Here is a 13,195-nt window from a genome sequence, read left to right on the forward strand (position 1 = left end):
GTCTATCCCCTGAACAGTCGGCCGAAGGTACGTTTCAGCAAACCCTGCTCGGCTGCCTTGGTGCCGAGCAGGGCCTGGCTCAGCTCGCGCATGCCGAGGGTCAGCGGCGCCCGCGGCGCATGCAGCTCCAGCGGCACCCCGGTGTTCTGACTTTCGCTGACCACTGCATAGTCGTTGGGGAGCTTCTGCAGCTCCGTGCAACGCAGCGCCTCGGCGATGTCCTGCAGGCTGACCGGCGAGGCCTTGTCGTAGCGGTTGACCACCACCTGGAAGCGGTTGTTCTGCACCCCCAGTTCGTCGCGCATGATGCGCACCAGACGGGTGGCGTCCTTCAGGTGGCTGAGGCTCTGCTGCAGCAGGATGTAGACCCGATCGGCCTGTTCCAGGGTGACGCCGGTGAGGTGATCGATCTGCCGCGGCAGGTCCACCACCACCCAGTCGTAGGTGCTGCGCGCCAGGCGCAACAGGGCCTCCAACTGCTCGAGACGTACATCCTGGGCCAAGCACAACTCCCCGGCCCGTCCACCCAGCACATGCAGGTTCGGGCTGAAATGGCTGCAGAAGCCGCGCAAGGCGACGCTGTCCATCTCATCGATCTGCTGCATGACCTCCACATGGCTGTGCGCCGGCACCACATCCAGGCAGTGGGCGACGCTGCCGAACTGCAGGTCCAGATCCAGCAACAGGGTGCTGCCGCCTCGCGCGCTGAGCTGGTGAGCCAGGTTGCAGGCCAGCAGGGTGGCGCCCGAACCGCCCTTGGCGTTCATCACCGCCACCAGCTTGCCGCCGACCGCCTGCCCGGCATGGGTCTCCTGAATCATCCGCTCCAGGGCGGCCAGCAGCTCGTCGGCGGCCACCGGCTCGGGCAGGAAATCCCGGGCACCGGCCTGCATCGCCAGACGAATCCCCTCATGTTCCTCCAACGGACCACAGATCAGGAACGGTGGTCGCTCCTGGGCCGGCCGCTGCAGCAGGGCGGCCAACTCCTCGCGCCACAGATGGCTGACTCGCAGCAGCAGGAAATCGGGCATCCGCTCCAAGCCAAACAGTGGATCGGTATGGCCGTTGCTGACCAGCCGCGTGGTCACCTGCAGGCTGGGCAGGCGTTCGCTCAGGGCCTTCAGGTGAGTCAGCGCCGCAGCGTCGCGGCTGCTGATCAGTAGCTGCATTTTCTGCTTATCCGGCGCTCGGATTGCCGTCGGAACTTCTCTCGATGTCAGCATGATGTGTCTCCACCCTCGCCATCTGAGCCGAGGCTTTCGCGGGGCAAGATCGCCCTGAATACCGGTAAGGTAACGTCGCCACCCAGCGGTGGCGGGATCAACAAGGTGAAGGGAAAGCTCTCGACACTCAGCTCAACGAAACGGATGGAACTCAGGTTGGCAGGATCACCGGGGTTGTTCACCACGGCGCCGTTCTCATCCAGGTAGGTCAGCGTCAGGTCGGAGGTTTGCAGGTTGGCGACCAGGCTGCTGGCGCTGCCGTCCCCGGCATCATTGAAGATCGCCCGCCGCTTCACTATCGTCTCGTCGCTGATGGCGCACACCGCCGCCAGCCGTGCGCCCCGGCGTACCACCTCGTCCAGGGCATTGACGGTGAACAGCAGTCGGCCCATCTCCAGGATGCCGAACAGCAGGGTGAACAGCAGCAGGCCGATGATGGCGAACTCCACCACATAGACGCCCTGCATACGTTTCTTGTCCATCACAGCGCCCTCATGACCACGGTGGAGTTCAGCGCGATGTTCAAGGGAATCGACGAACCGAAGAAGGTCGGCAACGAATTGCCGACCACCGGGCGAAAGGTGTAGGAGATGCTCACCCGCACGTGTTCGGCGCCCACCGAGCTGACCTGTACGTCACTCGGCGCCAGATTCGGCACCACCGATGCATAGCCACGCGGATTGGCCGGCACACCGTAGACGGCGACGTTCTTGGTCCTGGTCTGCAGATCGCCGGTCAGGTCGATCTGCCCGAGCGTGGCGTTCCAGGCCTGTCCGGCGACGTAACGGCCGGCGTCGCGGCTGGCCTGCAGCAGGTTGTTGTAGTGGTACAGCAGGCGGCCGAACTCGCCGATAGCCAGCAACAGCAACAGCAGCAATGGCAAGGCGATCGCGAATTCCACCATGGCCACGCCACGCTGGCTATGAAGCGGTTTGGATGGCCTGTTGCTCATCGCACACCTCTCTTCAGGTAATGGTCCCGGCCCTCGGCCCCTGCAGGTCCCACGCATCCGGCCCTGCAGGCGCGGCAGCCTGCCCACCTAGGAATCGGGGCTCGGCGTCGTGGGCGTCAGATAGGTCTTGTACAGCTGGATGATCTTCGGCCCCACGTCATCCACCACGGGCCCCGGCACGCTATCGCCGGCGCAATCCATGACGAACTGGCCGAAGATCTGCGCCTGGTTGCCCTGCTGGCTGACCGTCTGCACCAGGAAGAAACAGCCATAGCCCAATACCGGCACCGAGGTCTGCCCGCCCGAGGCACCATCGCAGTTGCCCACCACTATCTTCAGCAGGCGACGCTCGAGCACGCCATTGGCCTCACAGCCGCTGGGGCAGTTGGCGACGCTCTCCAGCCAGTCGTTGTAGTCGTACAGACTCGTGCTGGCCGTCGCCAAGTCGCCGTCGTTCGAGGTGACCGGCTGGTTCTGGTGCTCCACCTGCGGGGGCGAGGTGCTATCGTTGTAGGTCATCCGCGGTGTGGTGAAACTGATCACCTTGTCCGGCGGATAGTCGCCGGGGCTGATCGGCCCGGAGTACTGGCCGAAGCGGGTGTTCAGCCCCTGGGCCACCGGCCCGACGGTATTGCCCGGCTCGGTTTCCACCGGCTCGCCCGGGGTCAGGCACTGATCGATGCCCCCGGCCAGGGCCTCGCGGATATCCGCCGCGCCGGTGTTGTCGCCCAGGCGGATCAACTGGAAGTTGCCGGGGCCGATCGCCGGGGCGTTGCCCGCCGCACTCTTCAACACCTCCAGGTCGCCAAAGCGGTAGCCCCAGAACATGCCCGTACCCGGGTCGTACTGGTTCTCATCACCACAAACCAGCAAGGGCGCCAGATCGCAGGGCGCGGTCTGGCTCGGCCCGGCAGTGGCGATGGCCGCCACCGCCTTGTCGGCGAGGCCGCCCGCGCCGAACGCCTGGGCGAAACCCCAGAAGAAGCCGGGCAACGCGTAGTCCGCCACCGTTACCCGCACGAAACGGGCATCCACCGGCCCGGGGAAGGCGAACGGCCCTTCGACATCGGTGGCCAACTCCACCTGCGCGAAAGCACCGACGCCGCCGGCCGCCGTGATGGCCGCCGCCAGCTCGCCGTTGCCACTGGCGTTGGCATTGAGCGACAGGGTATTCAATGCGGCATCCCGCGTCTGACTGGACGCGTTCCCGGTGCCCATGACCTGACTCAGGGTCTTGGCACCGCTGAGAGCCGCGGCGTCCACCGCATTCTGCAGCCGCGCCTTGTTCAGCAGCATGTGCCCACCGTCCAGCGCCAGGGCGGACATCAGCAGCATGGATGCCAGCGCCACCACGATCAGCACCATCACCGCGCCCCGCTGCCGATGCGGCAACGCGCGGGGCCGTTGCATACGGGGGTTCATGATCCGCCCTCAGTTATTGATGTTGATCTGGATTGGCTGGCCGACCTGCTGCGCATCGCCGGTCACCCCGCGATAGCCATCCATGACCTTTTCCGTCAACGGGCCGTCGCTGCCGGTCGCGGAGACCTCGGTACCGGGGGCCGCCGCCTGCTGCTTGTCGGCGATCTGCTGGTAGTGCACGTCGTAGACCGTGCTGCCGAGCGGCCCTACCCGCCCCTCCTCATAGGTCATGCAACCGCCCAGGGCGAATGCCAGCGTGCACAGGGGAATCATGGTTTTCATCTTCGCTGCCTCCAATAATTCGATATCGCGGCGGCCTGCTTTGCAGGCACTCACCCGTCACCCGCAAGCGCTTGCTCCCGTAGCCGCTAATTCAGGTCATGACCGAAATTGCCCTCGCTGACCCCGAGGCTGACAGGCACCCGCCGCCCCGGTTGGCGTCCCTTGGTCTTGCCGAGCAGGTAGAAATCCAGGTCGCTCGGTTCGACGAACTTCTCGGTGGGCAGGCGCACGCTTCTGGCGTCTATCGGCTTGGCCAGATGCGGCGTCACCAGGATCACCAGCTCGGTTTCGCCATTGACGAACTCCTGGCTGCGAAACAGGTGGCCGAGCACCGGTATGTCGCCCAGGCCGGGGAAGCGGCTGACGAAGTCGCGGGTGTTCTCGCTGATCAGACCGGCGATGGCGATGGTCTGGCCGTTGCCCAGTTCCACGGTGGACTGCGCGCTGCGCTTGGTCAGTGCCGGCACCAACAATGATGTCTCTACGGCGTCCCCCGTCTGCACCACCAGGCTATTGGCCGCCACCAGCTCGCTGACCGAGACATTCAGGTTGAGGTTGATGCGCCCGGAGTCGAGCACCACCGGGAGGAACTTGACCCCCACGCCGAACTCCTTGAACTCGATGGTGATGCCATCCTCGTCGGATACCGGGATGGGGAACTCGCCGCCGGAGATGAATTCCGCCTGCTGCCCGGTCAGGGTGGTCAGGGTCGGCTCCGCCAGCACCTTGGCCGAGCCGTTGTCCTTGGACGCCTCCAGCACCACGTTGAAGAGGAATTCGTCCGAGAGGAACTGGGCGAAGATGCCCTTGCCGCTGCCGATCAGGCTGGTCGGATCGGGAATGATAAAGCCGTCGTTCAGCGGATCGGGAACCAGGCCGATCGGGATGCCGCCAGGCCCGACTCCGCCGTTGAAGCCGCCACCGGACCAACGGCTGGATGAGCCGAAGTCCAGCGCGTTGAAGCGCACGTTGAGGCTCTTGACCAGGCTGCGCTGCATCTCCGCCACCTTGACCTCCAGCATCACCTGCTGGCTGCCGCCGACGGTCAACAGATTGATCACTTCCAGCGACTGGGTGGGCGCCGCGGCGGCTGCCTCACCCTCGCCCTGGACCACGCTGGCGGTCTGCGCGGTGTAGGTCTTGGCCAGCTTGACCGCGGTATCCGCCGCCGCCGCGCTGCTCACCTGGCCGCGCAGCACCAGCGCGCCCTGGGCGCTGAACACCTCGATGCGCTCGTTGGGCATCAGTTGATGCAGCTTGCCCTTCAATCCACCGAGGTCGTGCACCACCTCGAGGTCGAGGCTGTCGATCAGGCGGTTCCTGCCATCCCAGAGCAGCACGTTGGTGCTGCCCAGGGAGCGTCCGAGCAGGTAGACCTCGGAGGGGCTGGTAATCAGGATGTCGGCGATCTCCGGGTTGCCCACCGAGACCTTCTTGACCGGTGCGCGGGTGGTGAGTATCCGCGACTTGTAGATCGGCACCTGGACGTTGCTGGTGTTGGCCGCCGGCATGGCTGCGACCCCAGGCGACGTTTCCGCCGCCATCAGGGGCACGAGCGGCGAGCAGGTACCGAGCAGCACCAACGCGCAAGCGATTTTCCGAATGCTTTGCATGTCCTTCTCCTTGCCTGAAAGGTCTTTTGCTCGACCACGTCCGAAGGCTAGCCGGCCATGTGCCGGTGGCAAGCAACTCCTAGAGATGCACCTTGGCCACCTTCACCTCGGTGCCACGAATGATGGTCACGCCTCCGCCGCCGGAGCTGCGCCGCACCACGCGCTTCACCGGGGCCGGACTAGGTGCCGGCGCCGGCGCCGCGACCACCGCCGGCTTCTCGACGGCCTCCGGCTTCTTCTCGTCGTTCAGCGGGTTGCGCAGGGCCAGTTGCAGCTTGCCTTCGGTCTGCGCCTTGACCAGCACCTCGGCCTCTTCGCTGGTCATCTCCAGCGTTACCGCGCGCACCACCACCGGCTGGGTCTTGTCGGTACTGGCGGTCTGGTCGACCGCCAGCACCCGCAGGTCTTCGAGGATGGTCTTCGACTCGGCGTTGCTGTTATTGCCGACCTTGCGCGTGGCCAGGACATCGACCCGGTTGCCCGGCAACAGGAAGCCGCCGACCCCGACCACATCGTCCACCCGCACCGAGATGGCGCGCTTGTTCGACTCGATCAGCGAGGCCAGGGTGCTGCCGCCCAGGTGCTCGGCCAACCGCGCACCGCGCACTATGTCGCCGCGCAGCATGCCGAAGGTGGCGATCTTGCCCACCACCTTGTCGGGGGCGTCGAAGGCATCGTCCGGCGCCGTGCCCTTGGGCATGGGCACCAGGGTCACGTGCTGGGCCTCGACCATCTGGCCGAAGGGTATCTCCACGGTGGCCACCACCACGTTCTGCAGGTTGTCGTCCGGGCTGGCGTTCAGCCGGGCGCTGAGCCAGTTGTTGGCCATCCACGCCGCGCCAAGACCGAGCACCAGGGAAAGAGCCACCAGGGAAAGAGTTCGCGCACTCATGTCAGTATCTCCTTAGCCGAGAAAGTCGAGCTGAACGAAGTAGTTGCGCCAGGCCCATTCCAGTTCGCCTGGCGACAGCGGGCCGGCGCCGTCTTGGTAGCGCTGGCGATCCAGCGCCATGCCGAGCAGGTCGCGGGGGTGGCAGGGCACCAGCGGCATCCCCTCGGCCTCGTACAAGCCCTGCAGTACGAAGCCCAGCAATGCCTCGTCGTAGGCGATGCCCAGGCGCTCGCACTCCTGGCGCCAGATGCGCGTGTATTGATCGGGCGTGAGGTAGTCGAAGTGCAGCTTGTAGCCGATGCGCCGCAGGAAGGCCTCGTCGGCCAGCTCCAGCGGGTTGAGATTGGTCGAGAACACCAGGATCAGGTCGAAGGGCAGCTCGCAGTGGCGGCCGCCGCCGAGGTTGAGGAAGTCGCGCTTCTCCTCCATCGGCACTATCCAGCGGTTGAGCAGCTGCGCCGGCTCGACGCGCTGACGGCCCATGTCGTCGATGATGAACAGGCCGTTGCTGGCCTTGAGCTGCAACGGCGCCTGGTATTGACGGCTGAAGGGGTCGTAGCGGATGTCCAACTGCTCCATGCTCAGTTCGCCGCCGGTGATCACCACCGGGCGCCTGCAGCACAGCAGGCGGCGATCGATGCCCTGGTTGAGCATCAGGTTCTTTTGCTGGCCCTGATCCTCCAGGCGCTGATGCACCTGCGGGTCGTAGATCTCCACCACCGCCTCGTTGATCGCGATGGCATGAGGCACCCAGACCGCCTCGGCGAACAGCCCGATCAGCCGCGAGCTGATATAGGTCTTGCCGGTACCCGCCGGGCCATAGATCATCACGGCCCGGCCGGAATTCATCGCCGCCCCCAGTTGATCGAGCATGGCCTGCGACAGCACCACCTCGGCGAAGGCCGCGTGCATATCGCTGGCGGTGATACGACCGTGGTGGATGGTCTGCAGCTTGAGCAGGGAGCGGTAGCTGCTCACCGGGTAGGGCGCCGCGCCGATATAGCCGCTGCGGGCCAGGGCGTCGCGGGCGCTGCTGCGACCGCGCTCGGTCAAACCGTAGCGCAGCGCCTGGCCACCGCTCGCACCTCCCGCCTGCCCCAGCACTTCGATGCGACCATCCTTGCGCAGGAAGCCGAGCACCTCTTCGAGCACCGAACCGGTCAGCGCCAGGCGCTCCACCAACCGCGGCATATCCAGCACGCCGGCATCGTGCAGGTGCTTGCACACCAGGTCACCGAGGAAGCTGTCTGCCAGGCCGGTCTCGCGCACCGTTCGCGGTTGCGGGGCCAGTCGCTGCACCGCCTCGCGCTGGCTGGGGTAGGCGTCGCTGTCGCTGATGGCGTACATGGTTGGCCTCCCGGGGTCAGTGAGCGATCTACAGCCAATACAGACTGGCCAAGGTGCCCAGCAAAATTGCCATCGAATAAGGAAAGGGCTTGCCGGCCACTTCGTCCGCCGCCGGTGCCAGATAGGCCCGGGCCCTGAGCATCAAGCCGTAGCGCGACAGCGTCTGCAGCAGTTGCCCGCGCAACAACACCAGCAGAAAGCCGCACAGACCACCGGCCATCAGGCTGAACAGCGCCGCCCAGAGCGCGCCACTCGGAGTAAGAAAGGCGCCGACCATGGCCATCAGCTTGACGTCGCCGGCGGCCATGCCGCCCAGGGCGTAGAGCGGAAGAAACACCCCGAAGCCGACCAGCAGCCCCAGCGTCCCATCGCCCAGTCCGCCGAACCCGCCCGAATAAGCCTGGCCGGCCAGCCCCAACGCGAGGCCCAGCGCGACCAGGAAGTTGGGGATGCGGTGGCGACGTAGATCGCTCACCACCGCTATGCCCAGCAGCCCTAGCAGCACAATGACGGGGACCATCTGCTCCATGGACATCGCTGCATCTCTCTCAGGAACTGTCGCACTAGCACGGAGCAGAGTTAGTAATGGCTCCACACAAGGTCCTGATATTGGTATCTACAGCGCCGCCTAGAAGTACAAATGCAGCGACAACCCCTACAGTTACCAGCCCCCCCGCCACCGCATATTCCACGATGGTCAGACCCTCTTCGTCTTTTACGAACTTCATCACCGAAGTCTTGATTGCTTGAAAAGTCATTTCGCCCACCTCACTAGAAAGTTGTTCTTCCAGGAAACCGGCGGCACTTCTTGCCCCGCCTGACTCGAACCCTAGTAAGGGTCAGGCCCAAGGGTTAGAAGAGTTTTGCGGAACACTAGGACTATTTTGCGACGCAAGCGAAACGGCGTGCGGAACCGCAGTGCCTGGCAGCACGCGGGAAAAGCCGTTGCACGGGAGGGTCTTGCCAATACTTCCCAAGAAGATTCGCAAGCGGCGAAGCAATCCGAAAAAGATCGAAATCGCCAGACAGAGGAGAGCCGCACAGCCATTGGCTCGAGCCTGTATACAGAACCCGAAAGTCTAAGAAGGCTGCGCTTTATCGAGAGTTGATCTTTACAGTACTGGCATTCTGACAATACTTCGAAGTGGGGACACAACTAAGGCGCAGAGCTAAGAAGCGATGTCTAACTCGGCCACCAAGCCATTCCTGTTATGGCTCGACATGACACACGACCGATCGGTTGACGAGCTGATCGCGCACTTTAGTGCCAGCTGCGAATGTCGCCTGGCCGTGGCCTCCGCCATGCCGCAACGCGCCAGCGCGCAGCAGCCGGACATGATCTGCATGCACTTCGACCGTCCGGATGCGCTTGGCCTCAACCTGCTGCTGGAGGTCAAGCGCAGCGTGCCCTCCATCCCTATCACCATGTTCACCGTGCAGCACTCCGAGGAGCTGGCCGTGTGGGCCATGCGCGCCCGGGTGTGGGAGTACATGGTGCTGCCGCTGACGGAGGCAGAGAGGAGTCGTTACCTGCGCGCCCTCACCCAGCTGTGCGAGCTACGCCGCAATCCCAACGGCCAGGGCAAGAAGCGCCAGGTCGACCGTTACCCGGCGTTTCCGGGCAGCATCCGCATGACCGCGGCGCACCAGAAGCACCAGGCGTTGAACAAGGTCCTGCAGTACATCGATGAGAATTTTCGCGAGAACATCGACCAGAAGGCGCTGGCGCAGCGTTGCGGGATGACCAGTTTTCGCTTCAGCCGCCTGTTCAAGGAGGTCATGGGGATCGGCTTCATGGACTACATCCTCGGCAAGCGCATGGATTTCGCCAAGGAGCTGCTCGACAACAGCCAGATGCCCATCACCAGCATCGGTTACGAGGCCGGCTTCAAGGACCCGTCCTACTTCGCCCGGTCCTTCAAGCAGTACAACGGCTGCACCCCCAGCGAGTATCGCCAGTCGAATCGCTGCGAACAGCCCGGCGGGCTCGACTCGGCCGGGGAGGATTCCTCGCAGAAGCTGATCGAAGGCCTGCTTCGCGGCGTCAGGGCCTGACCCCCTCGCGGCAGACCTGGTCCGCCCGTCGACGTTGCCATAGCCCGCAGAGTGGATGGCGCCCTCTTCATCCAGCGGATACCGCCGGCAGAGCGCGTCTGCTGCGCGCAGCGCACCCTACATGCCTAGCCCAGGCGGCTCAGCTCCGCGAGAAACTCCGCCTCGTCCAGCACCCGCAGCCCCAGTTCCTGGGCCTTGGCCAGCTTGGAGCCGGCCCCCGGACCGGCCACCACGCAGCTGGTCCTGGCCGATACCGAGCCGGCCACCTTGGCGCCCAGGCTTTCCAGTTTGTCCTTGGCGACGTCGCGGCTCATCACCTCGAGGCTGCCGGTGAGCACCCAGGTCTGCCCGGCCAGGGGCAGGCCGGCGACGGTCTTGCGCTCGCTCTGCCAGTGCATGCCGAACGCGCGCAGCTGCTCCTCGATGGCCCGGGCCCGCTCGACGTTGGCCGGGATGGCGAAATGCTCGCGCAGCGCCTGCTTGGCCTTCTCGTTGAGCCCCTTCATCACGCTCAGCTCCAGCCAGTCCTGGCTGAGGGCGATCACCCCGTCCAGGCTGCCGCCCTTCTCGGCCAGCTTCTTCGCCCCCGTGGTGGCGATGCCGGCGAGGTTCAGCTTGTCGAGAAAGCCCTCCAGCGTGGCGCAGGCGGCGAACTCCCCGGCCAGCTCGCCCTCCTCCTGCAGTTCGATGCCGCGGGCCAGCAGGTCACGGATCACCTGCTGGTTATGGCCGTCGTCGAAGAAGCTGCGGATCTCATGGGCGACCTCCAGGCCGACGTCCGGCAGGTAGGTCAGCACCTCCGGCAGCGCCTGCTGAATGCGCGCCAGCGAGCCCAGGGCGCGGGCCAGCAGCTTGGCGGTTTCCTCGCCGACATCGGGGATGCCCAAGGCGTAGATGAAGCGTGCCAGGCTCGGCGTGCGGCTGGCGGCGATGGCCGCCAGCAGGTTGTTGCTCGACAGCTCGGCGAAGCCCTCCAGGCCGACGACCTGGTCGAAGGTCAGGCTGTACAGGTCCGCCGGCGAGCGCACCAGGCCCTCGTCGACCAACTGCTCGACGCTCTTCTCGCCGAGGCCCTCGATGTCCATGGCGCGGCGCGAGACGAAATGGATGATCGCCTGCTTGAGCTGGGCAGCGCAGGCCAGGCGGCCGACGCAGCGGTACACCGAACCCTCGCTCACTACCTCCCGGCCCTTGCTGCGCTTGATCAGCTGGGTGCGCTCGACCCGCGAGCCGCACACCGGGCATTGCTCGGGCACCGGTACCGGCTGCGCAGCGGCCGGACGGCGCTCGGCCACCACCTGCACCACCTGGGGAATCACGTCGCCGGCGCGGCGGATGATCACCGTGTCGCCGACCATCAGCCCCAGGCGCGCCACTTCGTCCATGTTGTGCAGGGTCGCATTGGACACCGTGACCCCCGCCACCTTGACCGGCTTCAGGCGCGCCACCGGGGTGACCGCGCCGGTGCGGCCGACCTGGAACTCGACGGCGAGCAGCTCGGTCAGCTCCTCCATGGCCGGGAACTTGTGGGCGATCGCCCAGCGCGGCTCGCGCGCACGGAAGCCCAGCTCGCGTTGATGGGCCAGGCTGTTGACCTTGAACACCACGCCATCGATCTCATAGGGCAGCGCCGCGCGCCGCTCGCCGATGTCGCGGTAGTAGTCCAGGCACGCCTGGGCGCCCCTGGCCAGCTTCAGTTCGCGACTGATCGGCAGGCCCCAGCCCTTGAGCGCCTGGAGGATGCCGACGTGGGTCTGCGGCAGCTCGCCCTCGACCCGGCCGATGCCGTAGGCGCACAACTCCAGCGGACGGCTGGCGGTGATCTTCGGGTCCAGCTGGCGCAGACTGCCGGCCGCCGCGTTGCGCGGGTTGGCGAAGGTCTTGCCGCCGGACGCCAGCTGGCGCGCGTTCAGCGCCTCGAAGCCGGCCTTGGACATGAACACCTCGCCGCGCACCTCCAGCACCGCCGGCCAGCCGCTGCCGTGCAGGCGCAGCGGGATGTTGCGCACGGTGCGCACGTTGACGCTGATGTCCTCGCCGGTACTGCCGTCGCCGCGGGTGGCGCCACGCACCAGCTGGCCGTTCTCGTACAGCAGGCTGACGGCCAGGCCGTCCAGCTTGGGCTCGCAGCTGTACTCCACCTCGGCCCCTGCGCCGAACAGGTCGCCGGCCGGCAGGTCCAGCCCCTCGCGCACGCGGCGGTCGAAATCCAGCAGGTCGCCCTCCTCGAAGGCGTTGCCGAGGCTGAGCATCGGCACCTCATGCTTGACCTCACCGAAGGCGCTCAGGGCCAGGCTGCCGACGCGCTGGGTCGGCGAGTCGGCGCTGACCAGCTCGGGGTGGGCGCCCTCCAGGGCCTGCAGCTCGCGATACAGGCGGTCGTACTCGGCATCCGGGATGCTCGGCTCGTCGAGCACGTGGTAGCGGTAGTTGTGCTCATTCAGCTCGTCGCGCAACTGGGCGATACGTTCGGCGGCACGGGCTGCGGAGGGGGTGGCGTCGGTCATGGGCTTCATCTCTCAAACGAAAAGAGCAGCCTGGGCTGCTCTTTTCGCGAAACAATTGCTACTTAGCGTTTGCTGGTCAACTGCTTGCGCTCGAACTCGACGATGCGCTGGCGGTAGTGCTCTATGGTCTGGGCGGTCATCACGCTGCGCTGGTCGTCCTTCAGCTCGCCGTTGAGCTCGTGGGCCAGCTTGCGCGCGGCCGCCACCATCACGTCGAAGGCCTGCTTGGGGTGGCGCGGGCCGGGCAGGCCGAGGAAGAAGCTCACCGCGCGGGTGCTGAAGCCCTCGATGTCGTCCAGGTCGAAGGTGCCCGGCTTGAGGGCATTGGCCATGGAGAACAGCACCTCGCCGTTGCCGGCCATGCTTTCGTGCCGATGGAAGATGTCCATCTCGCCGAAACGCAGGCCGCTCTCGAGGATGTTCTGCAACAGCGCCGGGCCCTTGAAGCCTTCGCCATCGCGGGCGATCACGTTGATCACCAGCACTTCTTCCACCGGTGCCGGCTCTTTGGCGACCGACTTCTTGGCGCCGTTATGGCTCTCGGCCGCGGCCTCGTCGACGGGGCTGAGCAGGGTCGGCACCGGCTCGTCCAGACCCAGGTTCAGGTCGCCCTGGCGCGGCTCGCTGGTGCGCCGGCGATTGAGCTCGCGGGCGCTCATGGCCGGCAGGTCGTGCTCGTCCAGGGACGGCTCCTGATGGCGCTCGACGACCCGCGGCGGGCCGAGCAGGTCGGGATCGCCGTCATCGTCCGCGCCACCGACCAGGCTCCGGTCGAGCTTGAACTTCAACTTGCCCTTGCCGCCACGCATGCGCCGCCAGCCATCGAAGAGGATGCCGGCAATGACGATGATACCAATGACGATCAGCCACTCGCGCAGACCGAATTCCATGAAATACCCTGA

13 protein-coding genes are annotated in these 13,195 nt (G+C 65.8%); 1 reads left to right on the plus strand and 12 read right to left on the minus strand.

The features are described from left to right. Nucleotides 1–2 precede the first annotated feature (2 nt). From I0D00_RS02350 to I0D00_RS21415, 10 genes are all read right to left on the minus strand, one after another. Nucleotides 3–1,223, minus strand: coding sequence for an AAA family ATPase (locus I0D00_RS02350; protein WP_213638154.1), 1,221 nt, complete (start codon nucleotides 1,221–1,223; stop codon nucleotides 3–5). Beyond that, entirely contained in the window at nucleotides 1,217–1,705 is a 489-nt protein-coding gene (locus tag I0D00_RS02355; RefSeq protein WP_213638155.1) for a TadE/TadG family type IV pilus assembly protein, read from the minus strand. The genes I0D00_RS02350 and I0D00_RS02355 overlap by 7 nt, the downstream gene beginning before the upstream one ends. Continuing rightward, nucleotides 1,705–2,175: a TadE/TadG family type IV pilus assembly protein gene (locus tag I0D00_RS02360; RefSeq protein WP_213638156.1), complete on the minus strand. Its 471-nt coding sequence runs from the start codon at nucleotides 2,173–2,175 to the stop codon at nucleotides 1,705–1,707. Before I0D00_RS02360 ends, I0D00_RS02355 begins: the two co-directional genes overlap by 1 nt. An 87-nt stretch (nucleotides 2,176–2,262) precedes the next feature. Next, the gene (locus I0D00_RS02365) at nucleotides 2,263–3,585 is read right to left on the minus strand and encodes a TadE/TadG family type IV pilus assembly protein (protein WP_246533161.1); all 1,323 of its coding nucleotides are present in this window, start codon (nucleotides 3,583–3,585) and stop codon (nucleotides 2,263–2,265) included. Between the two features lie 21 nt (nucleotides 3,586–3,606). After that, nucleotides 3,607–3,879, minus strand: a complete 273-nt coding sequence (locus I0D00_RS02370) for a hypothetical protein (RefSeq protein ID WP_213638157.1) — start codon at nucleotides 3,877–3,879, stop codon at nucleotides 3,607–3,609. A gap of 86 nt (nucleotides 3,880–3,965) precedes the next feature. Continuing rightward, on the minus strand, nucleotides 3,966–5,492 hold the full coding sequence (locus tag I0D00_RS02375) for a type II and III secretion system protein family protein (protein ID WP_213638158.1): 1,527 nt from the start codon (nucleotides 5,490–5,492) through the stop codon (nucleotides 3,966–3,968). 79 nt (nucleotides 5,493–5,571) lie between these two features. Beyond that, entirely contained in the window at nucleotides 5,572–6,384 is an 813-nt protein-coding gene (cpaB, locus tag I0D00_RS02380) for a Flp pilus assembly protein CpaB (protein ID WP_213638159.1), read from the minus strand. A gap of 12 nt (nucleotides 6,385–6,396) precedes the next feature. Then, on the minus strand, nucleotides 6,397–7,731 hold the full coding sequence (locus tag I0D00_RS02385; protein WP_213638160.1) for a P-loop NTPase family protein: 1,335 nt from the start codon (nucleotides 7,729–7,731) through the stop codon (nucleotides 6,397–6,399). Nucleotides 7,732–7,759: 28 nt separating this feature from the next. Next, on the minus strand, nucleotides 7,760–8,266 hold the full coding sequence (locus tag I0D00_RS02390; protein WP_213638161.1) for an A24 family peptidase: 507 nt from the start codon (nucleotides 8,264–8,266) through the stop codon (nucleotides 7,760–7,762). 28 nt (nucleotides 8,267–8,294) lie between these two features. After that, entirely contained in the window at nucleotides 8,295–8,489 is a 195-nt protein-coding gene (locus I0D00_RS21415) for a Flp family type IVb pilin (protein WP_246533162.1), read from the minus strand. A gap of 421 nt (nucleotides 8,490–8,910) precedes the next feature. On the opposite strand from I0D00_RS21415, the gene I0D00_RS02395 reads away from it, so the two are divergent. After that, the gene (locus I0D00_RS02395; protein WP_213638162.1) at nucleotides 8,911–9,786 is read left to right on the plus strand and encodes a response regulator transcription factor; all 876 of its coding nucleotides are present in this window, start codon (nucleotides 8,911–8,913) and stop codon (nucleotides 9,784–9,786) included. Between the two features lie 125 nt (nucleotides 9,787–9,911). On the opposite strand, the gene ligA is transcribed toward I0D00_RS02395, so the two are convergent. Then, nucleotides 9,912–12,293 (minus strand): NAD-dependent DNA ligase LigA, encoded by a 2,382-nt coding sequence (ligA, locus tag I0D00_RS02400; protein ID WP_213638163.1) that lies wholly within the window; start codon nucleotides 12,291–12,293, stop codon nucleotides 9,912–9,914. Between the two features lie 62 nt (nucleotides 12,294–12,355). Further along, nucleotides 12,356–13,183: a cell division protein ZipA gene (gene zipA, locus I0D00_RS02405; RefSeq protein WP_213638164.1), complete on the minus strand. Its 828-nt coding sequence runs from the start codon at nucleotides 13,181–13,183 to the stop codon at nucleotides 12,356–12,358. Nucleotides 13,184–13,195: the final 12 nt, after the last annotated feature.

The organism is Pseudomonas lalucatii (genome assembly GCF_018398425.1).
Taxonomy (GTDB): domain Bacteria; phylum Pseudomonadota; class Gammaproteobacteria; order Pseudomonadales; family Pseudomonadaceae; genus Aquipseudomonas; species Aquipseudomonas lalucatii.

Bases quoted from the DNA above. Each gene is read 5' to 3' on its own strand.
- I0D00_RS02350 (WP_213638154.1), bottom strand. From the start codon at position 1,223: ATGCTGACATCGAGAGAAGTTCCGACGGCAATCCGAGCGCCGGATAAG.
- I0D00_RS02355 (WP_213638155.1), bottom strand. From the start codon at position 1,705: ATGGACAAGAAACGTATGCAGGGCGTCTATGTGGTGGAGTTCGCCATC.
- I0D00_RS02360 (WP_213638156.1), bottom strand. From the start codon at position 2,175: ATGAGCAACAGGCCATCCAAACCGCTTCATAGCCAGCGTGGCGTGGCC.
- I0D00_RS02365 (WP_246533161.1), bottom strand. From the start codon at position 3,585: ATGCAACGGCCCCGCGCGTTGCCGCATCGGCAGCGGGGCGCGGTGATG.
- I0D00_RS02370 (WP_213638157.1), bottom strand. From the start codon at position 3,879: ATGAAAACCATGATTCCCCTGTGCACGCTGGCATTCGCCCTGGGCGGT.
- I0D00_RS02375 (WP_213638158.1), bottom strand. From the start codon at position 5,492: ATGCAAAGCATTCGGAAAATCGCTTGCGCGTTGGTGCTGCTCGGTACC.
- cpaB (WP_213638159.1), bottom strand. From the start codon at position 6,384: ATGAGTGCGCGAACTCTTTCCCTGGTGGCTCTTTCCCTGGTGCTCGGT.
- I0D00_RS02385 (WP_213638160.1), bottom strand. From the start codon at position 7,731: ATGTACGCCATCAGCGACAGCGACGCCTACCCCAGCCAGCGCGAGGCG.
- I0D00_RS02390 (WP_213638161.1), bottom strand. From the start codon at position 8,266: ATGTCCATGGAGCAGATGGTCCCCGTCATTGTGCTGCTAGGGCTGCTG.
- I0D00_RS21415 (WP_246533162.1), bottom strand. From the start codon at position 8,489: ATGACTTTTCAAGCAATCAAGACTTCGGTGATGAAGTTCGTAAAAGAC.
- I0D00_RS02395 (WP_213638162.1), top strand. From the start codon at position 8,911: ATGTCTAACTCGGCCACCAAGCCATTCCTGTTATGGCTCGACATGACA.
- ligA (WP_213638163.1), bottom strand. From the start codon at position 12,293: ATGACCGACGCCACCCCCTCCGCAGCCCGTGCCGCCGAACGTATCGCC.
- zipA (WP_213638164.1), bottom strand. From the start codon at position 13,183: ATGGAATTCGGTCTGCGCGAGTGGCTGATCGTCATTGGTATCATCGTC.